The 23,440-nt window shown below is 69.1% G+C and carries 14 protein-coding genes, 3 tRNA genes and 1 pseudogene; 1 reads left to right on the top strand and 17 read right to left on the bottom strand.

Annotated elements, in window-relative coordinates:
- Positions 1–141: 141 nt before the first annotated feature.
- On the top strand, positions 142–6,288 hold the full coding sequence (locus QQA12_RS06945; RefSeq protein ID WP_226050293.1) for a fibronectin type III domain-containing protein: 6,147 nt from the start codon (positions 142–144) through the stop codon (positions 6,286–6,288).
- Between the two features lie 226 nt (positions 6,289–6,514).
- Here the strand turns inward: QQA12_RS06945 and QQA12_RS06940 are convergent.
- From QQA12_RS06940 to rbfA, 17 genes and pseudogenes are all read right to left on the bottom strand, one after another.
- Positions 6,515–6,588: transfer RNA gene (locus QQA12_RS06940), tRNA-Cys, on the bottom strand.
- Between the two features lie 77 nt (positions 6,589–6,665).
- Positions 6,666–6,741: transfer RNA gene (locus tag QQA12_RS06935), tRNA-Gly, on the bottom strand.
- Positions 6,742–6,924: 183 nt separating this feature from the next.
- Positions 6,925–7,000, bottom strand: a tRNA-Gly gene (locus QQA12_RS06930).
- 50 nt (positions 7,001–7,050) lie between these two features.
- Entirely contained in the window at positions 7,051–7,665 is a 615-nt protein-coding gene (gene pgsA, locus QQA12_RS06925; protein WP_054664925.1) for a CDP-diacylglycerol--glycerol-3-phosphate 3-phosphatidyltransferase, read from the bottom strand.
- A gap of 7 nt (positions 7,666–7,672) precedes the next feature.
- Positions 7,673–9,592 carry an excinuclease ABC subunit UvrC gene (gene uvrC / locus QQA12_RS06920; RefSeq protein WP_226050292.1) on the bottom strand — a complete coding sequence of 640 codons (1,920 nt, stop codon included), beginning with the start codon at positions 9,590–9,592 and terminating at the stop codon, positions 7,673–7,675.
- The gene (locus QQA12_RS06915) at positions 9,589–11,004 is read right to left on the bottom strand and encodes a hypothetical protein (protein ID WP_056930781.1); all 1,416 of its coding nucleotides are present in this window, start codon (positions 11,002–11,004) and stop codon (positions 9,589–9,591) included. The genes uvrC and QQA12_RS06915 overlap by 4 nt, the downstream gene beginning before the upstream one ends.
- The gene (locus QQA12_RS06910; RefSeq protein ID WP_054664917.1) at positions 11,001–11,489 is read right to left on the bottom strand and encodes a low molecular weight protein-tyrosine-phosphatase; all 489 of its coding nucleotides are present in this window, start codon (positions 11,487–11,489) and stop codon (positions 11,001–11,003) included. The genes QQA12_RS06915 and QQA12_RS06910 overlap by 4 nt, the downstream gene beginning before the upstream one ends.
- Entirely contained in the window at positions 11,486–12,259 is a 774-nt protein-coding gene (kdsB, locus tag QQA12_RS06905; protein WP_054664914.1) for a 3-deoxy-manno-octulosonate cytidylyltransferase, read from the bottom strand. The genes QQA12_RS06910 and kdsB overlap by 4 nt, the downstream gene beginning before the upstream one ends.
- A gap of 219 nt (positions 12,260–12,478) precedes the next feature.
- Positions 12,479–13,501 (bottom strand): tetraacyldisaccharide 4'-kinase, encoded by a 1,023-nt coding sequence (lpxK, locus tag QQA12_RS06900; protein WP_056930783.1) that lies wholly within the window; start codon positions 13,499–13,501, stop codon positions 12,479–12,481.
- The gene (gene msbA, locus QQA12_RS06895) at positions 13,501–15,246 is read right to left on the bottom strand and encodes a lipid A export permease/ATP-binding protein MsbA (RefSeq protein WP_056930784.1); all 1,746 of its coding nucleotides are present in this window, start codon (positions 15,244–15,246) and stop codon (positions 13,501–13,503) included. The genes lpxK and msbA overlap by 1 nt, the downstream gene beginning before the upstream one ends.
- Positions 15,243–15,665, bottom strand: a complete 423-nt coding sequence (locus QQA12_RS06890) for a biopolymer transporter ExbD (RefSeq protein ID WP_054664904.1) — start codon at positions 15,663–15,665, stop codon at positions 15,243–15,245. The genes msbA and QQA12_RS06890 overlap by 4 nt, the downstream gene beginning before the upstream one ends.
- Before the next feature lie 6 nt (positions 15,666–15,671).
- Positions 15,672–16,331: a MotA/TolQ/ExbB proton channel family protein gene (locus tag QQA12_RS06885; RefSeq protein ID WP_056930785.1), complete on the bottom strand. Its 660-nt coding sequence runs from the start codon at positions 16,329–16,331 to the stop codon at positions 15,672–15,674.
- Positions 16,225–18,641 (bottom strand): annotated as a pseudogene (locus QQA12_RS06880) (DNA internalization-related competence protein ComEC/Rec2). The gene QQA12_RS06885 and the pseudogene QQA12_RS06880 overlap by 107 nt, the downstream one beginning before the upstream one ends.
- A gap of 337 nt (positions 18,642–18,978) precedes the next feature.
- A complete protein-coding gene (pnp, locus tag QQA12_RS06875; protein WP_054664898.1) occupies positions 18,979–21,087 on the bottom strand; it encodes a polyribonucleotide nucleotidyltransferase in 2,109 nt (702 codons plus the stop codon).
- Positions 21,088–21,234: 147 nt separating this feature from the next.
- The gene (rpsO, locus tag QQA12_RS06870; protein ID WP_054664895.1) at positions 21,235–21,495 is read right to left on the bottom strand and encodes a 30S ribosomal protein S15; all 261 of its coding nucleotides are present in this window, start codon (positions 21,493–21,495) and stop codon (positions 21,235–21,237) included.
- A 182-nt stretch (positions 21,496–21,677) separates the two neighbouring features.
- Positions 21,678–22,589, bottom strand: a complete 912-nt coding sequence (gene truB / locus QQA12_RS06865) for a tRNA pseudouridine(55) synthase TruB (protein ID WP_226050291.1) — start codon at positions 22,587–22,589, stop codon at positions 21,678–21,680.
- 431 nt (positions 22,590–23,020) lie between these two features.
- Complete coding sequence (rbfA, locus tag QQA12_RS06860) at positions 23,021–23,413, bottom strand: 30S ribosome-binding factor RbfA (protein WP_054664889.1); 393 nt, start codon at positions 23,411–23,413, stop codon at positions 23,021–23,023.
- Positions 23,414–23,440: the final 27 nt, after the last annotated feature.

The raw sequence follows: 23,440 nt of genomic DNA, 5'->3' as shown, positions 1-23,440 counted from the left end.
ACCGACGTTGCGACAGGGCCCGTCCGGGGCGTGATCGGATCCGGCTGCTTTCTACGGTAGGGGATATTGAAGGGTTCATTTACGTGGGCGGGCCGCCATCGGGGGGTCCGCCCCTTTGCCTATGCTGTCCAGGGGAAACGCATGTCGACCATCATCCACGATGTCACTCCAGCCTCGCGCCTGCGGGCGTGGCTGCGGCGGAGGACTGCCCTGCTGGGGAAAGCCGCACCGGCCGTGGCGCTTCTGGTCGGATTGCTGGCCAGCCCGCTGGCCGTGGCCGCCACCCCGACCAACGGAACCACGACCTTCGGCTCCGGGGGCGGCGACACGCCGCTGGTATCGGGAAGCGGCGCGACCGGCCTGAGTGTCGACAACATCGTCGGCTCGGGGTGGGACGTGAGCGTGTATACGAACACGCCCGCCCAGATCTATATCGCGGCAGGTGACCTGTACTTCAGTACCGACGATGGCATCTACTACGGCGACGCGGCGTACGACGGCGAACCGCTGAACTCGTTCCGGGTCGCCTCCAACGACAACAGCGTCTTCGACCTGGGTAGTTTCCAGTATTCCGCGACGGACAACGGCAGCGGCGCCACCGTCTACTTCACCGTGACCGGCTACCTCAATGGCATGGAGGTACCCGGCGCCAATCTGGGTTTCTCGATCAGCGGCCCGGGGGGCAACTGGCCCTTGAACACGGTGGACACATCGGGCGTTGCAGCCTTCGCCGGCATCGATGAATTCCGCATCACCGTGGCGGGCCCGGCGCAGGCCAACTTCTTCGCCATCGACAACATCAATGTGAGCAACGTACGGCTGCCCGACACCACGCCGCCCACCGTCTCCAGCATCAACTCCAGCACGACCAACGGTACCTACAAGGCCGGCGACGTCATTTCCGTGCAGGTCAATTTCAGCGAGAACGTGTTCGTCACCGGTACGCCGCAGCTGACCCTGGAAACCGGCGCGACCGACCGCACCGTCAACTACGCAAGCGGCAGCGGCACCAGCACGCTGACCTTCAACTACACCGTGCAGGCTGGCGACACCAGCGCCGACCTGGACTACGTGACCACCAGCGCGCTGGCCCTCAACAGCGGCACCATCAAGGACCTGTCCGGCAACGCCGCGGTATTGACGCTGCCAGCGCCTGGTGCGGCCAATTCGCTGGGCGCGAACAAGAACATCGTCATCGACGGCGTGCTGCCCACGGTCAGCTCGGTCACGGCCAGCAACGCCGACGGGACCTACAAGATCGGTGATGTGCTGTCGGTGCAGGTCAATTTCAGCAAGATGGTGACAGTCACCGGCACGCCGCAACTGACCCTGGAAACCGGCGCGACCGACCGCATCGTCAACTACGCAAGCGGCAGCGGCACCAGCACGCTGACCTTCAGCTACACGGTGGTTTCCGGCAACACCAGTGCCGACCTGGATTACGCATCGACCAGTTCGCTGTCGCTCAACGGCGGCACCATCAAGGACACGACCGGCAACAACGCCACCCTGACCCTGCCCGTACCGGGCGCGGCCAACTCGCTGGGTGCGAACAAAGCCCTGATCATCGACGGCGTGGCACCCAGTGTCAGCAGCATCGTGGTCAGCGGTTCGCCTGCCAGCACCGACGCCTCGATCGCCTTCACGGTGACCTTCAGCGAGCCGGTGAACAACATCTCCACCGACGACTTCACCCTGGTGAGCACCGGCGGCGCGACCGGCAGCATCGCCAGCGTGTCGGCATCCAGCGGCAGCACGGTCGACGTCACCATCGCCTCGATCAGCGGCAACGGCACGATCAGGATCAACCTCAACGGCTCGACCAACGTCATCGACAACGCCGGCAACAGCATCGCGTCCTACAGCAGCGGCAGCACCCACACCGTCGCCATCCCGACAGCCCCACCGGCACCGACCATCGGTACGGCCACCGCCGGCGACGGCCAGGCCACGGTGACCTTCACCGCGCCGTCCAGCAATGGCGGCTCGCCCATCTCGACCTACACCGCCACCGCCAACCCCGGTGGCGCCACCGGCAGCTGCGCCGGCCCGGCGGCGTGCACGATCACGGTCGGATCGTTGACCAACGGCACGGCCTACACCTTCACGGTGACGGCAACCAACGGGATCGGCACCGGCACGGCTTCGGGGGCCTCCAACAGCGTCACCCCCAAGGCCGACCAGATCATCACCTTCGCCCAGCCGGGCAACTACAACTTCGGCACCACGCCGACCCTGGGCGCCACCTCCGATTCCGGGCTGACGGTGAGTTTCAGCTCGTCCACGACCGGGGTGTGCACGATCACCTCCGCGGGTGCGCTGACCTTCGTCAGTGCCGGCACCTGCACCATCGATGCCGACCAGGCCGGCAACGCATCCACCAACGCCGCCACCACGGTAAGCCACAGCTTCACCGTGAACGCCGTCGCCCCCGATGCGCCGACCATCGGCACGGCCACCGCCGGCAACCAGCAGGCCACGGTCAGCTTCACCGCGCCGGGCAGCAACGGCGGCAGCAGCATCAACAGCTATACGGTGACCGCCAACCCCGGCGGCAATACCGGTACCGGTTCGGGCTCGCCGATCACCGTCACCGGCCTGACCAACGGGGTGAGCTACAGCTTCACCGTCACCGCAACCAACGGCGCCTCGCTTACCGGCGCGGCGTCGGCTGCGTCCAACGCGATCACCCCGGCCGCACCGCAGACCATCACCTTCAACAATCCGGGGGCGCAGAATTTCGGCACCACGCCGACACTGACCGCGACCTCCGATTCGGGCCTGACCCCGACCTTCAGTTCGTCCACGACCGGGGTGTGCACGATCACCGGCGGCGGCGCGCTGACCTTCGTCACCGCCGGCACCTGCACCATCAATGCCGACCAGGCTGGCGATTCGAGCTATCTGGCCGCATCCCAGGTCAGCCAGTCGTTCACCGTCAATGCGGTGGTGCCTGCTGCACCCACCTCGATCACGGCCGTTGCTGGCGACACCCAGGCCAGCGTCGCCTTCGTCGCACCGGGCAACACTGGCGGCAGCAGCATCCTCGGCTACACGGTCACCGTAAGCCCGGCGGACGTGGCGCCGATCAACGGCGCCGGCTCGCCGATCGTGGTGACCGGCCTGACCAACGGCCAGCCGTATACGTTCACCGTCAGCGCCGAAAACATCGCCGGCACGGGGCCTGCGTCGAGTGCCTCCAACAGCATCACCCCGGCAGCGGTCCAGACCATCACCTTCAACAATCCGGGGGCGCAGACCTTCGGCACCACGCCGACGCTGACCGCAACCTCCGATTCCGGGCTGACCCCGACGTTCAGTTCATCCACGACCGCGGTGTGCACGATCACCAGCGGCGGCGCGCTGACCTTCATCACCGCCGGCACCTGCACCATCAATGCCGACCAGGCCGGCAACGGCAGCTATCTGGCCGCGACCCAGGTCACCCGTTCGTTCACCGTCAACGCGGTGGCCCCGGGCGCGCCGACCATCGGCACCGCCACGGTGACCGGTCCCGGACGCGTATCGGTGGCCTTCAGCGCACCGGCGTCCAGTGGCGGCAGTGCGATCATCGGCTATGCGGTGACACCAAGCCCGACGGTGCCGGGTGCGCCATTCGTGGGAACCACTTCGCCGATCACGATCAACGGCCTGGACACCGGTACCCGCTACACCTTCACGGTGAACGCGACCAACAGCGCGGGCACCGGCCCGTCGTCGGCGGCCTCCAACGAAGTCACCACGGCGGTGACCCAGGTGATCACCTTCGCCAACCCGGGGGCGCAGGCGTTCGGCACCACGCCGACGCTGGTGGCCTCGGTCGACTCGGGCCTGCCGCTGCGCTTCGCGTCGTCCACGCCGTCGGTGTGCACGGTCACGGCCGCCGGGGTGCTGGGCTTTGCCAGCGCCGGCACCTGCACGGTGACGGTGCACCAGGACGGTGATGCCAGCCACCTGGCAGCGTCGCTGACGCAATCGTTCAGCGTGACCGCGCTGGTGCCGCAGGCACCGGTTGTGGGCGAGGTGAGCGTGCTCGGCTCGGGCGAGGTGGAAGTGGCATTCACGCCATCGGCGGCCACCGGCCAGCCGGTGACCTACACGGTCACCGCGCAGCCCGGCGGCATCACCGCCAGCGGCAGCGGCTCGCCGATCACGGTGCGCGGACTTACCGACGGGGTGAGCTACACCTTCACCGTCACCGCCTCGGCCGCGGCCGGCAACAGCGCGCCGTCGGCGCCCTCGGCACCGGTGGTGCCGCAGGTACTGCAGACGGTGATCTTCGAGGAAGTGGGCACGCAGCGCTTCGACCAGGTGCCGGTGCTGTCCGCGCGCGCCGACTCCGGGCTGCCGGTGACCTTCGCCTCGCAGACCCAGGACGTGTGCACGGTCACGACCGACGGCCAGCTGGCCTTCGTGCAGGCCGGCAGCTGCACCGTTGTCGTCACCCAGGCCGGCGATGCCACCCATCGCGCGGCCTCGGCCACGCGCACGTTCCGGATCGACCCGGTGCCGCCGGGCGTGCCGGAGATCCAGACGCTGACGCCGGTCGGCCCCGGGCAGGTGAGCGTGGCATTCACGCCGCCGGCGTTCACCGGTGGTGCGCCCATCGAAGGGTACCGGGTGGTCGCCACCCCGCAGGGCAGCGCCCTGCGCACGGCGGGCCTGCGCGCGGCCGCCACCGCAGGCGTGGTCAGCGCCAGCGGCAGCGGTTCGCCGATCCTGGTGCAGGGGCTGGCCGACGGAGTGGACTACGTGTTCACCGTGGCCGCCTACAACCTGGCCGGCGAAGGCGAGGCGGACAGCGCCACCGAACTGGTGGCCGCGCCGGACCTGGGCTGGGTCGGCGACCTGCAGAAGATGTACGGCCAGGCCGATTTCGAGCTGCCGCTCCCGCGGAGCAACAGCCCCGGCGCATTTACCTTCACCAGCAGCAACCCCGCCGTGGCCACGCTCAACGGCCGTACCGTGACCCTGGTGGGCGAAGGCACGACCACGCTGACCGCCACCCAGGCGGCGACCAGTCACTACCTCACCGGTGTGATAACGATCACGCTGATGGTCAACGCGCGCCCGGACCCGACGCTGGATGCGCAGGTCAGCGGCAGCCTGCAGGCCCAGGTCGACGCCAGCGTGCGCTTTGCCCAGGTACAGGGCGACAACATCCGCGACCGCCTGCGACAGGTGCGTTCGGGCCGCAACGCCAACAGCGTCAACCTCGCCCTGGCCTACGCCGGCAGCGCGGGCGTGCCGGGGCTGTCGATGCCGGTCGGGCGCGTGGCCGAAGCGGCCCTGCCGGCGCTGCCGCAGGGCTGGGGCATGTGGCTGGCCGGTACCGCGACCTTCGGCACGACCGGCCGCAACGGCCGCGCCGGCGGCGGCTTCGACTTCAACACCGGTGGCCTGACCCTGGGCGCGGACCGCGCGGTCGGCGAGCACGTGTTGCTGGGCCTGGCAGGCAGCTGGGGCCGGCAGGGCACGGACTTCGACGACAGCCCGTCCAAGGTCGACGCCGACCAGCGCTCGCTGGCGGTCTACGGCCTGTGGCGGCTGGGCGAGCACCTGTTCGTGGACGGCCTGCTGGCCAACGGCCGGCTGGACTTCGACCTGACCCGCTGGAGCGAACTGGCCAACGCCAGCGCCCAGGCCACGCGCAGTGGCGACCAGTGGTTCGGGGCGCTGACCTTCGGCTACGAACACCGCAGCGCGTCGGGGCTGAACCTGACCGGCTATGGCCGCTATGACGGCCACCGGGCGACGCTGGACGGCTACCGCGAGAACGGGCTGGGTGCCTATGGGCTGGGCTATGGCCGGCAGCAGGTGGACAACAGCACGCTGGCATTGGGGCTGGAAGGCAGCATGATGTTCCAGCGCGAGCGGCTGAGCTGGCGCCCGCACTGGCGCATCGAGTACCGCGGGGCACTGGAGAACCGCGGCGACGTGGCGGTGAACTACCTGCAGCGCCCGCGTGACGCCGACTACGTGCTGGCCATGCGCAGCTACAACGACGACACGCTGGCGCTGGGTGCGGGCATGGACCTGCAGCTGGACAGCGGCTGGCTGTTCTCGCTGCTGCTGGGCCGCGAGCAGGGCCGCAACGCGATGCGCAGCACCAGCATCGGCCTGCAGGTGCGTTACGGGCAGCCGGCTGCCGGCGCGTCGATGTACGCCGAGGATGGCGACGTGTTCAAAACGGACATGACCGGCGATACGCGCCAGCGTTGCCGTGGCCCGGCACCGCGCTGCGCGGCCGCGGCCGCAGCGGCCAACGCGACCACCACCCGCCCCTGAGCCACACGACCGCGCCGGCACCACCGGCGCGGCTTCCTGAACCCGGAAACCGGGGCCAGAGTCGAATTCTCCACGTACGCCCCGAGCCGGCAGGCGCCCGGGAGGAGAATTCGAATCTGGCCCCGGTTTCGCTGTTTCCGGGTTTGCCGAGTCGCTCCGCTGCCCTGCCCCGGCGAACGACAGGCAAAGAAAAACCCCTGATTTCTCAGGGGTCGAATATCAAATCTGGAGGCCTGGGTCGGAATCGAACCGGCGTACGCGGATTTGCAATCCGCTGCATAACCACTCTGCTACCAGGCCAGAATAATCTGATTGTACAGGAGGAAAAACTTCCTCCCGATATGAAAAAACCCCGCTCGCGGGGCCTTTTCGTAATTTGGAGCGGGAAACGAGACTCGAACTCGCGACCTCAACCTTGGCAAGGTTGCGCTCTACCAACTGAGCTATTCCCGCTTGGGAGCCGTGCATTCTACAGACTTCGTAGGTGTTGCGCCAGCCTTTTTAACAACTTTCTTCACGCTCTTGGGAAGCTCTTGGCCTCCCTGTGCATCCCGCATGCAGTCGCTTGACTGCTCGATATACACGAGGTGAATCCCTTGATGATGCCCCGTTGAAAACCCGGAAACTTCATCGAACTGGAGCGGGAAACGAGACTCGAACTCGCGACCTCAACCTTGGCAAGGTTGCGCTCTACCAACTGAGCTATTCCCGCTTGGGAGGCGAAATTCTACATGCAATCGCCTACCTGTCAACAGCCCTGTTTCATCTTTTTTTTGCCTGCGAGCGCGCGGCGATTTCGTCCTCGCGCAGGCTCGGCCAGGCGGCACGCAGGTACTGCACCGCCGACACCAGCGTCAGCATCGCGGCGATCGCCAGCATCCAGTCGCCGATGTGGAATATCGGCCCGCCCATCCAGATGTCGGTCACCGGCGTGTTGGGCGATACCGAGTACAGCAGGCACAGCAGCGCGATCATCTGCGCGGTGGTCTTGATCTTGCCGATCATCGCCACGCGCACCTTGGCGCGCTGGCCGATCTCGGCCATCCATTCGCGCAACGCGGACACCGCGATCTCGCGGCCGACGATCACCGCGGCCCAGAACGCCATCCATGCGGTCGGATGGCCCTGCACGATCAGGAACAGCGCCACCGCGACCATCAGCTTGTCCGCCACCGGATCGAGGAAGGCACCGAACGCCGAATGCATCTGGTAGCGGCGCGCGACCCAGCCATCGAGCCAGTCGGTGATCGCCGCCAGACCGAACACCGCGGCGGAGGCGAAGTTCGTCCACGTGTACGGAAGGTAGAACACCAGCACCAGCACCGGGATCATCACGATCCGCAGCAACGTCAGCCAGGTGGGTACGGTCAGGGTCATTACAGCTTTACTCCGCTGCCGGATCCGGGATCGACAGTCCGTGAAGGTTAGCGTAGATGCGCGTTGCAAGGGCGGCATTGATGCCTTCCACGCGCGCGATCTCGGCCTCACCGGCCGCTTTCAGGCCGGCCAGTCCACCGAAATGCTTGAGCAGGCTGGCGCGGCGTCGCGGACCGATGCCGGGAATATCCTCCAGCCGGCTGGTCATGCGCGCCTTCTGCCGGCGTCCACGGTGCCCGGTGATCGCGAAACGGTGCGCTTCGTCACGCACCTGCTGGATGAACTGCAGCGCCGGCGATGCCGCGCCCGGGCGGATCTCGCGCCCATCGGGCAACACCAGCGCCTCGTGGCCGGCGCGACGCTCGACGCCCTTGGCGACCCCCACCAGCAGCACGCCCTCGACACCAAGGTCGGCCAGCGCGGCCTGCGCCTGCGCCAGCTGCCCGGCGCCGCCATCGATCAGCAGCACGTCCGGCAATGCCGGCAGGTCGCCGCTGCGCGGCGTGGCGCGGGGACGCCTGCCGTCGCCGGAGTCGGCATCTGCCGCCTGCATCTGCTCCATCTCCAGCGCGCGCCGGAACCTGCGGTCGATGGCCTGGCGCATCGCCGCATAATCGTCGCCGGGCTCGATGCCGCTGATGTTGTAGCGCCGGTACTGCGCGCGCACCGGGCCGGCCGCGTCGAACACCACGCAGGACGCCACCGTGGCCTCGCCCATGGTGTGGCTGATATCGAAACACTCCACGCGCCGGACCGGTTCGGCCAAGCCCAGCATCTGCCGCACCGCCTCGCTGCGCGCATGCTGCGCGCCGCGGCTGTCCAGTTCGCTGACCAGACTGATCTGCGCGTTGCGGCTGGCGAGTTCGATGTAACCGGCACGCTCGCCGCGCACGTTCCACTTCAGCACGACCTTGCGCTCGGCAGCCGTGGCCAGCGCCGCTTCGATCATCTCGGCATCGGGAATCTCGCGGTCCAGCAGCACTTCCGGCGGCGGCGCATGCTCGGCGTAGTACTGCGACACGAACGCGGCCAGCACTTCCTCGGCGCTGTCCTCGCCGTTGGTACGCGGGAAGAAGGCGCGCGTGCCGAGGTTGCGGCCATCGCGGAAGGCCAGCAGCAGCACGCAGGCGCTTGCGCCCTGCATGGCGCAGGCCAGCACGTCCAGGTCGGCGGCGCGGCCGTCCACGTACTGCCGGTTCTGCATGCTGCGCAGCGACGCGACCAGGTCGCGCAGGCGCGCGGCACGCTCGAACTCAAGGGCGTCGCTGGCCTGCTGCATCGCCTGCATCAGTTCGTCGGCCAGCTGGTCGCTGCGGCCTTCGAGGAACAACGCCGCGCGCCGCACCGATTCGTCGTACTCGGCCTGCGCCACGAGTTCCACGCAGGGCGCGCTGCAGCGGCCGATCTGGTACTGCAGGCACGGCCGCGAGCGGTTGCGGAACACGCTGTCCTCGCAGCTGCGCAGCTTGAACAGCTTGTGCATCAGGTTCAGGGTCTCGCGCACGGCGCCCACGCCCGGATACGGGCCGTAGTAGCGTCCGGGCATCGAGCGCGGGCCGCGATGCAGCGCGATGCGCGGCCATTGCTCGCGGGTGAGCAGCACCTGCGGATAGGTCTTGTCGTCGCGCAGGGAGACGTTGTAGCGCGGCGCCAGCGACTTGATCAACTGGTTCTCCAGCAGCAGCGCCTCGGCCTCGGTGCGGGTGACGGTCACGTCCATCCGCGCCACCTGCGAGAGCATCATCATGATGCGCCGGCTCTTCGGCGAGCCGTTGAAGTAGCTGCCCACGCGCTTGCGCAGCGCGCCGGCCTTGCCGACGTACAACAGGGTGTCGTCGGCCGCATACATGCGGTAGACGCCCGGCGCCGTGCTCAGCGCCGCCGCATACGCCTTGCCGTCGAACCCGCTTGTCGCCGTGCCGCTCATTCCTCGATCGGCACGTGGCCCAGTTCGCCGCTGACCGGGTCGAAACGCAGGATCGCATGGGCATCGGTCTCGGCGATCCATACCGCGCCCGCGGCCACCGCCAGCGCGGCCGGGCCGTGCAGGCGCCGCGGCAGGTTGACCGTGGTCAGGTCGCCACCGCCCAGGCGCAGCATGCGCAGGCACCCGTTGCCGGCGTCGGCGATCCACAGCAGCGGCGACTCGCTGCCCATCGCGATGGCCTGCGGATACTGCAGGTGCGCGCGGGCGCGCGAGCCGTCGGCATTGCCGAACTCCCACGGCCCCTGCCCCACCAGCGTCTGCACCACATCACCACGCAGCTGCACCGAACGGATCGCCGAACCCAGCGCGTCGCAGACGTACAGCACCTGCTGCACCGCCACCACGCTGCAGGGCTGGGCGAATGCCGCCAGGTGGCCACCGCCGTCGCGCACTTCCACCGCGCCCGCGCCTGCACGCCAGCGCAGCGAGCGGATGCCCAGGTCATAACTCCAGACATGGTTGTCGCCGGCCATGGCGATGTGCAGCTGGTTGTCGGCGATGGCGATGTCCAGCGGGTGGTTCAGCGGGCTGTCCCAGGGCTGCGAGAGCACGCCGGCGACCGGATCACCGGCGCGCCCGGTGCCGCACAGGGTGTCGACCTGCCCGCTCGGCAGGTGGATGCGACGCACGGCGTGGTTGCCGGTGTCCGCGACGTAAAGCACCTCGCGCTCGAGCGCCAGCCCATGCGGCCGGTTGAATGCACAATCGGCTGCCGGCCCGTTCACCAGGTCCGCACTGCCGACGCCGAACTGGCGCAGCACGCGACCGCCGTGGGTGCATTCGAGGATGCGGTGATGGCCGGTATCGGCGACATAAAGCCGGTCGGCGCTGGCCGCCAAGCCTGCGGGAAAGCGCAGCGGCAGGCGCGGTTCCACGTTGGTTTCCGCAACCGGGCGCAGGTCCTCGTCACGTGGCTGCGCCAGCCCTTCGCACAGGGCGTTTAGGCTGCGCTCCAGGTCGCCTGCCGCGCCCACCAGGCGCTCGCGCTCCTGGCCCTGGGCATCGAGCAGCAGCAGGGTCGGCCATGCCTCGATGCCGAAGCGTCGCCACGCCTCCCATTGTGCGTCCAGCAGGATCGGCGCGGTGACGCCGTGCCGGCGCAGCAGCTTCAGCGCCGGTTGCGGTTCACGCTCGAAATCGAAGCGCGGCACCTGCACCACCAGCAGTTGCAGGCGCCCGGGGTTGCGGGCCTGCCACTGCAGCACTTCGAGCAGCCGCTGCACGCACCAGACCGAGGCAGCATTGACGAAGGCCAGCACCAGTGGACGGCCAGCGTGGTCCTGCAACGTGGACGGCGCCGCATTGAGCCAGATGCCGGACTTGGGAAGATCCATCGCAGGCTGAGCGTTCATGGGCCGATTATGCCGGAGTCGGGCCGGGCCGACAGGCGCCTGACCACCGCCTCGGCCGCCGCTTCCAGCAGCGACCAGCTGTGCTCGAAATCCGCATCGCCGCCGTAGTAGGGGTCCGGGACCGTGCTGGCGTGGGTGATGCCGGCCCAGGGCAGCAGCAACGCGGCCTTGCCGCGCGCCTGCGGGGGCGCCAGCGCCAGGGCCTCGTCCAGGTTGTCCGGGTCCGCGCACAGGATGTGGTCGAACCGCAGGAAGTCGTCGGACTGCAGCTGGCGCGCACGCAGCCCGGAAATATCCACGCCGTGGCGCCGGGCGCAGGCCACCGCCCGCGGGTCCGGCGCCTTGCCACGGTGCCAGCCGGCGGTGCCGGCCGAGTCCACCTCCACCCGCCCGGCCAGCGGCGAGCGCTCGATCCGCGCGCGCAGGGCGCCCTCGCCCATCGGCGAACGGCAGATGTTGCCCAGGCACACCACCAGCAGCTTCAACGCACGGTCTCCAGCAGCGCGGCCGCGCGCGCGAGATCTTCCGGGGTATCGATGCCCGGCGGGAACGGCTCGGGCGACAGCGCAACGGCGATGCGGAAGCCGGCCTCCAGCACGCGCAGCTGCTCCAGCGATTCGATCTGCTCCAGCGTGCCCGGCGCCATCGCCGCGAACTGCTGCAGGAAACCGGCGCGGTAGCCGTAGATGCCGATATGGCGCAGCCATTGCGCCTGCGGCAGCTGCGCCGTGGAACGGGCGAAGGCATCGCGGTGCCAGGGGATCGGCGCGCGGCTGAAGTACAGCGCGTCGCCCTGGGCGTTCCGCACCAGCTTGACCACATTGGGATCGAACAGGGTCGCGGCGTCCTCCACCGGGGTGGCCAGGGTCGCCATCGGCGCACCGCTGGCCGCCAGCGTCGCGGCCACGGCGCGGATGCCCGCTGCCGGCGCGAACGGCTCGTCGCCCTGCAGGTTGACCACGATGGCCTGCTCGTCCCAGCCGGCGTGGCGCGCGCATTCGGCCAGCCGGTCCGTGCCCGAGGCATGGTCATCGCGGGTCATCGCCACGCATATGCCGTCCAGGCCATCGAGCGCATCGGCGATCCGCCGGTCGTCGGTCGCAACCCACACCTCGCGCGCGCCGGCCGCCAGGGCGCGCCGCGCCACGTGCACCACCATCGGCTGCCCGGCCAGCAAGGCCAGCGGCTTGCCCGGCAGGCGGGTGGACGCATGACGCGCCGGGATCGCCACCACGAACTCAGGAACCACGTTCATCTGCACTCCTTGCCCGCTGCGGGCAACACTTGACGGTCCCTCACCGCGCGATGGCCGCATGGCCACGCGGGGAAGGAAATCCGCGGTGAGGATAAAGGCTGGAACCGTCGCGACGCACGGCCGCGTGACCAGGTTTCGACCGGGTTCGCATTTGCCTTGCACGCCGGGCCCGCGGCAGCCTCCAACACACTGCCGGCGGGCACGCCCGCCGCGTGGCCATTACGCCCGCGCCAGCTTGCCCAGCCGGTCCAGCAGCGCGACCCAGAATGCCGCGGGCAACTCGGCCTGCAACGGCACCGCGTAGTGCCAGTCGGTGGCGAACGCCCTGCACTTCACCGCGTCCTTCTCGGTCATCAGCACCGGTAGCTCGCTGCCGAAGGACAGGTCCGATGCCTGGTAGCGATGGTGGTCGGCGAACGCATGCGGGACCACGCCGATGCCGCGCGCGCGCAGCATCTGGAAGAAGCGCTGTGGATGCGCGATGCCGGCAACGGCGTGCACCCGTTGCCCGGAGAATCCATGCAGCGGGCGTTCGCGCCCCCCACGCAGCGGGCGGGCGCTGTCGATGCGCAGGCGCATCGTCCATTCGCCGAACCCGGACCCTGGCGGCACCTGTCCGGCGTCGCTGGCCTGGCCCAGGTTGACCACCCGGAAATCGCAGTCGCGCGCCCGTGCCGCCGGCTCGCGCAGGGGGCCGGCCGGCATCAGCAGGCCATTGCCGTAGCGCCGCTGCGCGTCGACCACTTCGATCTCGATGTCGCGCGCCAGCCGGTAATGCTGCAGGCCGTCGTCGCAGACCACCACGTCGCAGCCAGCCGCGAGCAGTGCGCGGGCCGCGGCGACGCGGTCGCGGTCCACGCGTACCGGTACGCCGGTCTTCCAGGCGATCAGCACCGGTTCGTCGCCCCCCAGGCCGGGCGCCAGGTCCGGGGTGACCCAGCGGGCGGTGCCGGCCTCGTCGCGGCCGTAGCCGCGACTGGCCACGCCCGGCTTCCAGCCGGCCTCGCGCAGGCGCTCAACCAGCGCGATGGTCAACGGTGTCTTGCCGGTGCCACCGGCGGTGATGTTGCCGACCACGATCACCGGCACCGGCACCTGCCGGCTGCGCAGCCAGCCGCGGCGATAGAGCCCGCGGCGCAGGCCGGCGACGGCGCCGTACAGCGGCGCCAGCAGGCGCGCCGTCCACGGCACCGGGGCGCCGTCATACCACCATGGCGGCGTCTGCGTTCCCTTGCCGGCCATCAGACCTGCCTTTCCCGGAACTGCATCCGGTAGAGGTGCTCGTAAAGTCCACCCAGCGCCAACAGCTCCTGGTGGGTACCGCGTTCGACGATCCGCCCCTGGTCCATCACCAGCACCTGGTCGGCGTGTTCGATGGTGGACAGGCGGTGCGCGATCACCAGCGTGGTGCGGTCGGGCATCAGCCGCTGCAGGGCATCCTGCACCAGCCGTTCGGACTCGTTGTCCAGCGCCGCGGTGGCTTCGTCCAGGATCAGGATCGGCGCATCCTTGAGCATGGCGCGGGCGATCGCCAGGCGCTGGCGCTGTCCGCCGGACAGGCGCCCGCCCTTGGCCCCGACCTGGGCGTCCACGCCCTGCGGCAGCTGCTCGACGAACTCACGCGCATTGGCACCGACAATGGCCTGCTGCAGCCGTTCGGCATTGCTGTCCTGCAGTTCGCCGTAGGCGATGTTCTGGGCGATGCTGCCATCGAACAGCACCACCTGCTGGCCGACCAGCGCGATCTGCCGGCGCAGGTCGGCCAGGCGGTATTCCTGCACCGGGTGGCCATCGAGCAGGATCTGCCCGGATTCGGGCTCGTAGAAGCGCGGAATCAGCTTGATCAGGGTGGACTTGCCGCTGCCCGAACGCCCGACGATAGCGGTCACCGTGCCCGGGCGCGCGACGAAACTGACGCCTTCCATCGCCGGCCGCGCCTGCCCCGGGTAGCGCGCGGTGACGTCGCGGAACTCCAGCAGCCCTTCGGCCCGCTGCAGGCCCCGCGTGCCGGTGTCCGGCTCGTCCGCGGCATCGAGCACCACGAACAGGCGCTGCGCCGAGGCGATCCCGCGCTGGGTCATGTTCTGCACGTTGGTCAGCTGTTTGAGCGCGGGGATGATCGTCATCATCGCCAGCATCATCGAGACGAAGTCGCCCACCGACAGGCGCCCTGCGGCGGCCTCGTGCCCGGCGATCAACAACAGCGCCGCCAGGCCCACCGCACCGATCAGCTGTACCATGGCCGAGGAGATGCTGCGCGTGGCTTCCACCTTCATCGCCAGCTTCAGGTTGGTATCGGCCAGCGCGCCGTAGCGGTCCAGCTCGCTGCGCTGCGCACCGTAGATCTTCACTTCCTGGTGGCTGGACAGGGTCTGGTCCGCGGCCTGCAGCAGCTCAGCCCCGCTCTCCTGGATGCGGTGGCTGATGCGCCGGTAGCGCTTGGCCACCTTGTTCATCACCCATGCCAGCGGCGGCGCCAGCACGAAGATCGCCAGCGTCACCTGCCAGCTGTACCACAGCATCGCCGCCAGCGAGACCAGCACCTGCAGGGACTGCTGCAGGACCACCTTCATCGCATCGACCGCGGCCTGCGCCACCTGGTCGCTGTCCGAGCCCAGCCGCACCAGCATCGACGGCACCGGCTCGTTGTCGAACTGCAAACCGGGCAGGCGCAGGTACTTGCCCAGCACGCGCACGCGCAGGTCGCGGGCGATGCTGCGCGCGGCCTTGCCCATGCCGATGTCGGTCAGGTATCCGGCGACGCCGCGCAGCAGGAACAGGCCGATGATGGCCAGCGGCATCCACCAGTTGATGTCCTTGGGGTTCACCAGGTTGTTGGTGATCGGACTCATGAGCATCAGGAAGCCGCCACCGGCGGCCGCTTCGATCAGCATGCCCAGCGCGGCCATCATCAGCAGCCCGCGATAAGGCTGTGCGAAAACCAGCAGGCGCCGGTAGGTCTGCCAGGGGGTCTCGTTCGTGCTCATCGCTGCACCTCCGGCGCGGTCGCGATGGCGATGCGGCGGAAGCCGAGCTGCCCCAGCGCATCCTGCACCGTCACCACGGCCTGGTACGGCGTGCGCGCGTCGGCGCGCAGCAGCACGGTCTGCCCGCGGTCATCGCCGGCGACCTGGACGATGGTCCGCTTCACCGATTCCACGTCGGTGCGCAGCACCTCGCGGTCGTTGATGAAATAGCGGCCATCGGCGTTGACCAGCACGCTGAGCGAGCGCGGCGGCTCGGCATTGCGCTGGTCGCTGGCGGTGGGCAGCTGCACCTGCAGGGTGGAGCGCGCGTCGAAGGTGGTGGTGACCACGAAGAAGATGATCAGCACCAGGATCACATCGATCAGCGGCACCAGATCGATATGCGGCTCTTCCTGGGCCCGGTCGTTGCGGATGCGCATGCGGGGTCAGGCCTTGGCCACTGCCGCTGCCTGCGGGGCCGGCTTGGCGGCGGCCATCACCGCCGGGCGGCCGTCGAGGGTATCCAGCAGCGCGCCGGCCTCGTGCTCCATCTCGATCACGTAACCGTCGACGCGCGCGCGGAAATAGCGGTGGAACATCAGCGCCGGGATCGCCACGATCATGCCGGTGGCGGTGCATACCAGCGCCTTGCCGATGCCGCCGGCCAGCTGGTTCACGTCGCCCACGCCATGGTCGAGGATGCCCAGGAACATCTGGATCATGCCGATCACCGTACCCAGCAGGCCGAGCAGCGGGCCGGCCGAGGCGATGGTGCCCAGCGCGTTGAGATAGCGGCCCATCCGGTGCACCAGGTGGCGACCGGTGTCCTCGATGCGCTCGCGGATCTGGTCGCGCGGACGGTTGCGGGCTTCCAGCGCCGCGGCCAGCAGCGCGCCGAGCGGCGAGTTCGCGCGCAGCGATTCGATGTGGGAAGCATCCAGCTTGCCGCGCGCCGCCCAGTTGCGGACTTCCTGCCCCAGCCCCGGCGGCAGCACCTCGTTACGCCGCAGGCTCCAGAAGCGCTCCAGGACAATCGCCAAAGCCAGTACGCCCAACAGCAGCAGCGGCACCATCGGCCAACCGCCGGCCTTGACCAGTTCCCACACGTTTCAACCCTCCGGCACGACGGCCGTGTTTTCATCCTCCGATAGGATAACAGCCGCCCGCGCCCGCCCAGCAGCATCCCACAGGCGACGCCGCCATTGCCGGCGCTCGCGCACCTGCAGGCCCTGCGCCCCCAGCCAGACCCTGACTGCGCCACTGGCGGGCGTCGCCAGCACCTCGGCTCCCGCCGCGCGCCAGCGCTCGACCACCTCCGCCCGGGGATGGCCAAAGCGGTTGCCATGGCCGGCCGACACCAGCACCAGGCGCGCCTGCGTGGCCGATACGAATCCCGGCAGCGACGAGCCGGCGCTGCCATGGTGAGGGGCCACCACCACCTCGGCCCGCAGCGACGGCCGCTGCCGCCGCACCAGTCCGTTCTCGATGACCTCGCCGATGTCGCCCGCCAGCAGCACCGCGCCATGTGCCGACCCGACCCTGAGCACGCAGCTGGACTCGTTGCCCAGGTAGGGAAAGCCGGTGTGCGGATGCAGGTACTCGAACTGTACGCCGTCCCACTGCCAGCGCAGGCCCTTGCCGCAGTGGCGGGCCGCCAGCGCCGGGCGCATGCCCGGGGGAGCATGCCAGTCCATGACCGGTACCGCCCTGCGCACGGCCTCGGCACCGCCGGCATGGTCGTTGTCGCCATGGCTGACCACCACGGCATCGAGCCGGCTCACCCCCAGCGCCCGCAGCGCCGGCACCACCACCCGCTCGCCGGCGTCGAAGCCATCGCGCACCGCCGGCCCGGCGTCATAGAGCAGGCGGTGGTCGCGGGTGCGTACCAGGACCGACAACCCCTGCCCCACGTCGAGCAGCACCAGCTCCACCTCGCCATGCCGTGGAAGCTCGCGTACCGGCCACAGCAATGGCAACCACAGCAGCAGCGCCAGCGCCTTGCCCGGAACCGCGCGCGGGAGCAGCAGCCACGCCGCACCGGCCAGGGCCAGGGGCAGCGCCATGCCGGCGGCCTCGGGCAGCCACCACAACGCGAAGCGGCTGCCCCCCAGCCACGACAGCGCTGGCCAGCTCAGTTCGAAGCACCAGGCCGATGCACGCCACGGCCAGTTGCCGGCACCGGGCACCACCGCCTCCAGTCCCGTTCCAAGCAGGGCCAGTGGCACTACCACCAGGCTCCACCACGGGATCGCCAGCAGATTCGCCAGCGGCCCGGCGAGCGATGCCTGGTCGAACAGCACCGCGGTGAGCGGCAGCAGCCCCACGGTGGCCACCGCCTGGGCGGACAGGAAGCCACGCAACCAGTGCAGGCGCTCGGGCAGGCACCCGGCCAGCCAAGCCACGCCGGCGAAGCTCAACCAAAACCCGGCCGTCAGCATCGCCAGCGGGTCCCAGCCCAGCACCAGCAGGGCGGCCAGCGCCAGCGCACCGGTCACGCTGGCCGGGCGACGCCCCAGCCTGGCCAGCGCGATCACCGCCACCATCAGCACCGTGCGCACCGTCGGCAGGGCGAAACCAGCCACCGCCGCGTAGCCCGCGGCCCCGGCTACCGCGGCGACGGCCGCGGCATGGGAGCGGGGACAGCAACGTCCCAACCATGGCAACAGCCACCACACCGCGGATGCGGCCACGGCGATGAAGCCCGCTACCATGCCGACGTGAAAGCCGGAAATCGCGATCAGGTGGGTCAGGCCGGTGGCACGGAGCATGTGCCAGTCGCCATCGTCCAGCGCCCGGGTATCGCCGACCGCAAGGGCCCGCACATAGCGCGAGGCGGGAGTACCGATGGCCACGTCGATCCGCCCGGCGATGCGTTCGCGCCAGGCATCGATTCCGGCCGGGGGCGCCAGTTGCCGCGCACCGCGCCTCAGCACCCATCCTGTGGCGACGATCCGTCGCGCCAGTGCGTTGCGCTCGGCATCGGCGCCACCGGGATTGGCGAGCCCACGCGGGGCGCGCACCCGCACCTGGAAGCGCCAGCGCGAGCCGGCACCCAGGGCCAGCCGTGGCCCGGGCCGCACGCTGCCGAAATCGTCATACCAGGCCAGTTGCAGCAGCCGCCCGCGCACCGCGTCAGGCTGGGCAGCGTCGCCGTCGACCCGGAAGCGGAAACGTGTCCGCCGGGGCTCTACCTCGGGCAGCGACACCACGGTGCCGGCGATGGCAACCACGCCGCGCTCCAGCGCCGGTGGCAACTGCGCCTGCAGCGCCCAGCCGGCATGCAGCGCGGCCCAGCCGGCACCGGCCAGCAACGCACCGCTCCAGGGCACGCGGCTGCCCACCCAGAGCACCAACCCGGCCAGCAGCGCGGCCCAGCGCAACCAGGGAAGCGGCAGCGCCGGCATCCACAGCACCATGCCGATGCCGGCCAGGAAGCAGGCCGCGGTGGCCTTGCCCAGCAACGGGCACGCCACCGGTCCGCCCTTCCATCGCCACATCGTGGCCAAGCCGAAGCCGGGTCGTTCCCGCATCGCCCGCCCCTTTCCGCCAACCCGCCTCCATGCTGCCCGGGCGCCGGCAGCATCGCTGTAGGCAGGTCACGCACCCGCGGCGCGGGAAATGCCGCGGTGATGGCCAGCGTCTCCTTCCAGCCACTCCGCGGCAGCCGGTGCAGGGAAATGCCAGCGCCGGCGACCGCGCAAAAGAAAAGCGGGCCATAGGCCCGCTTTCCGGATGCAGCACAGGTACCCGGGCTTACTCGGCCGGGGTGCCCTCGCCTTCCTCGACAGCCTTCATCGACAGGCGGATGCGGCCCTGCTTGTCCACTTCCAGCACCTTGACCTTGACCACGTCGCCTTCCTTCAGCTTGTCGCCGACCTTCTCGACGCGCTCGCTGGAGATCTGCGAGACGTGCACCAGGCCGTCCTTGCCCGGCAGGATGGTGACGAACGCGCCGAAGTCCATGATCTTGGCGACCTTGCCTTCGTAGATGCGGCCCGGCTCGACGTCGGACGTGATCTGCTCGATGCGGCGCTTGGCTTCCTGCGCGGCGGCGTTGTTCACCGAGGCGATGGTGATGGTGCCGTCGTCCTGGATGTCGATCTGGGTGCCGGTTTCCTTGGTGATCGCCTGGATCACCGAACCGCCCTTGCCGATCACTTCGCGGATCTTGTCCGGGTGGATCTTGATGGTCAGCAGGCGCGGCGCGTAATCGCTCAGCTCTTCGCGCGGCGCGGTCAGCGCCTTGGCCATCTCGCCGAGGATGTGCAGACGGCCGGCCTTGGCCTGCTCCAGCGCCTGCTTCATGATCTCTTCGGTGATGCCTTCGATCTTGATGTCCATCTGCAGCGCGGACACGCCTTCGGAAGTACCGGCGACCTTGAAGTCCATGTCGCCCAGGTGGTCTTCGTCACCCAGGATGTCGCTCAGCACGACGAAACGGTCGTCTTCCTTCACCAGGCCCATGGCGATGCCCGCCACCGGTGCCTTGACCGGCACGCCGGCATCCATCAGCGCCAGCGAGGAGCCGCACACCGAGGCCATCGAGGAGGAGCCGTTGGACTCGGTGATCTCCGACACCACGCGGATGGTGTACGGGAATTCCTCGATGGTCGGCATCACCGCCAGCACGCCGCGCTTGGCGAGGCGGCCGTGGCCGATCTCGCGACGCTTCGGCGCGCCGAAACGGCCGCACTCGCCCACCGAGTACGGCGGGAAGTTGTAATGGAACAGGAAGTTTTCCTTGTACTCGCCGGAGACGGCATCGATGATCTGGCCGTCGCGGGCGGTGCCCAGGGTGGTGACCACGATCGCCTGGGTCTCGCCGCGGGTGAACAGCGACGAACCATGGGTGCGCGGCAGCACGCCGGCCTTCACGCTGATCGGACGCACGGTGTCCAGGGCGCGGCCGTCGATGCGGACCTTGGTGTCCAGCACCGAATCACGCATGGTGCGGTACTCGAGCTCGCCGAACTCCTTGGCCAGTTCGGCCGGGTTCCAGCCCTCGGCGGCGACGCGGCCGGCCAGCTGCTCGGTCACGTCCTTCTTGATCGCGGCGATGGCGTCGCGGCGCTGCAGCTTGTCGCGCACCTGGAAGGCTTCGGCCAGCTTGCTGCCGACGGCTTCCTTGAGCGCCGAGATCAGCGCTTCGTTCTTGGCCGGGGCGACCCAGTCGCTCGGCTTGGTGCCGGCTTCGACGGTCAGCTCGTTGATCGCGTTGATGACCTTCTGCATCTCGCGGTGACCGAAGGTCACGGCGCCCAGCATCACGTCCTCGGACAGCAGCGCGGCCTCGGACTCGACCATCAGCACGGCATTGGCGGTACCGGCCACGACCAGTTCCAGCTGCGATTCCTTCAGTTCCGACACGGTCGGGTTGAGGATGTACTCGCCGTTCTTGTAGCCGACCTTGGCGGCGCCGATCGGGCCCTTGAACGGAGTGCCGGCCAGCGCCAGCGCCGCCGAGGCACCGATCAGGGCCGGGATGTCGCCGTCCACTTCCGGGTTCAGCGACATCACCGTGGCGATGATCTGCACTTCGTTCTTGTAGTCTTCCGGGAACAGCGGACGGATCGGACGGTCGATCAGGCGCGAGATCAGCGTTTCCTTCTCCGTGGCGCGGCCTTCGCGCTTGAAGAAGCCACCCGGGATGCGGCCACCGGCGTAGAACTTTTCCTGGTAATCAACGGTCAGCGGGAAGAAGTCCTGGCCTTCGCGCGCGCTCTTGGCGGCGACGGCAGTGACCAGCAGCACGGTGTCGTCCATCTTGACGATGACGGCGCCGCTGGCCTGGCGGGCGATCTCGCCGGTCTCAAGCGTGACGGTGTGCTTGCCGTACTGGAAGGTTTTGGTGATTTTTGCCACGGAGGGTGTCCTTGGGGATGCTGTCTGCGAATGGACCGTCGGCGACCCTTGTCACCGGCGGGCGGCCGGTTGTTCCGGCCCTGGAAATGCTACTGAACTGCAAAAACAAAACCGCGGCGCATCGCTGCGCCGCGGGGGGATTGTTGCTTAGCGACGCAGGCCAAGCTTTTCGATCAGGCCCTTGTAGCGCTCGACGTCCTTCTTCTTCAGGTAGTCGAGCAGGCTGCGGCGGCGGTTGACCAGTTGCAGCAGGCCGCGGCGGCTGTGGTGATCCTTCTTGTGCTGCTTGAAGTGCTCGGTCAGCTGCTCGATGCGGGCGGTCAGCAGGGCCACCTGGACTTCCGGCGAACCGGTGTCGTTGGCGCCGCGCTTGTTGTCTTCAATAACTTTCTGGGTGTCGATCGACATGATGTTTTCTCTGGATGCGTGGCCGGCAGGAACGTGCTGTTGACGCACCGCGCAGCTCGCCGTTTAAGGAATTCGGCCCGCCGACGGCGGACCGGTGCCCGGCAAAGGGCCGCAGAATTGTAACGATCCGCGCCTGCGGCCACAAGGCGCAACCTGTATCCGACCCCGCCGGGGGCACCCGGTCAGAGATTGAAACGGCGCTGCGGCGCCAGCATGCCGGCCGCGTCCACCTGCCCCAGCCCCAGGGCCTTGCCGTCATCCGCGAACACCGCCACCAGCCCGCCCGGCCACGCAGGGTCGCGCAGGCGCTGGCCCATGCAGAAGCGCTGCGCGCGCGGGGCATCCAGTTCGACCCGGCCGAAATGGCTCAACCCGGCCTCCAGCGGCAGCAGCCATTGCAGCAGGGCCGCGTCGTCCCCGGCTTCGGCCAGCCCGCGCAGCGCGTCCAGGCCGATCATCCGCGGCGTCAGGAACGGCTCCACCCACAACCGGCGCAGTGCGGTGATGTGCGCGCCGCAGCCCAGCGCTTCGCCCAGGTCGCGGGCGATGCTGCGGATATAGGTGCCCGAGCCGCAGGTCACGCGCAGCCGCAGCCATTCAGGTTGCTGTTCCAGGATCTCGATCGACTGCACGTGGACATCCCGCTCCGGCGCCTCGATGGCGTCGCCGCGGCGCGCCTTCACGTACAGCGGCTCGCCGCCCTGCTTCAGCGCCGAGTAGATCGGGGCGCGCTGGCGGATGTGCCCGGTCAGCGGCTCCAGTGCCTGGCGCAGCGCCTGCGCGTCGAGGGCCGGCACCGGACGCTGCCGCAACACGGTGCCGTCGGCATCGTCGGTGTCGGTGGTCGTGCCCAGCGCGATCTGCGCGTCATAGGCCTTGGCCGAGCCCAGCAGCAGGCCGGCGATCTTGGTCGCCTCGCCGAAGCACAATGGCAGCAGCCCGGTGGCCAGCGGATCGAGACTGCCGGTATGCCCGCCCTTCTCCGCACGGAACAGCCGCCGCGCCACCTGCAGCGCGGTGTTGGAGCTCATGCCGGCGGGCTTGTCGAGCAGGACGATGCCGTCCAGGCGGCGGAATTGGATACGGGGACGCATTGGGGTGCCTTGCTCTGCCTTGTTGCTGCGGTTGCAGTTGCCTTTCGGCCTTTGATCTTAGGGCTTCCTTCCGCGGCGACGGAGCCAGCGGGGAAACCGCGGGGCGGGACGCAGGGATGGCGCCGGCTTTCGAAGGGAACCGGGACGTCTCGGCGAAAATCCCATCGACGGAGTGGGCCCGCGGCGCGCAGCGCGTCGGGCACGCTGGCAGGGCGTGTTTGCCAGCCATCGGCAATTGCGAAGCGCCGCTCTGGATCACATCTTCCTTGCACGGGCAAAGCGAAGTAATCCCGGGCCGGGGAGTGGAATCAGCCGCTTTCGCCTCGGGCGACCCTTGCCGGGAAGCGCTGCGCGGTTCGCCGTCGCCCGCTTCGCCCGCGCCCCCCCTCCGGCGAACATTTCCCGCCGGGAGAAGACACGCGCGCGAACGCTCAGGCTTTCTCGCCTTCCTCGTCGCCAGCACCGGACTGCGCCGACTGCACATCCGGCAGGTCGCGCAGCAGGTTGTCGATGCGCTCACCGCGGTCCACCGAATCATCGTAGTGGAAGTGCAGTTCCGGCACGTGGCGCAGCTTCATCGCCCGGGCCAGGCCCATGCGCAGTTCACCGGCCAGCTCGCGCAGGCCCTTGACCGCCTCGAGCGAACGCTCCGGCATCAACGCGGTGACGAACACCTTGGCATGGGCCATGTCGCGGGTGACCTCCACATCCGAAACGCTGACCGACGGCAGCCCGTGCTCACGCACGGCGGCATGCACCAGCGTGCCCAGATCACGGCGGATCTGCGCGGAAACTCGGTCGGTACGGTGGAAAGTCTTGGGCACGGAATCTCGCTCGTCTGGTTGTTGCGG

This window comes from Stenotrophomonas sp. 17(2023) (assembly GCF_030345315.1).
Taxonomy (GTDB): Bacteria; Pseudomonadota; Gammaproteobacteria; order Xanthomonadales; family Xanthomonadaceae; genus Stenotrophomonas; species Stenotrophomonas acidaminiphila.
This window is presented reverse-complemented; position numbering and strand designations above follow the sequence as displayed.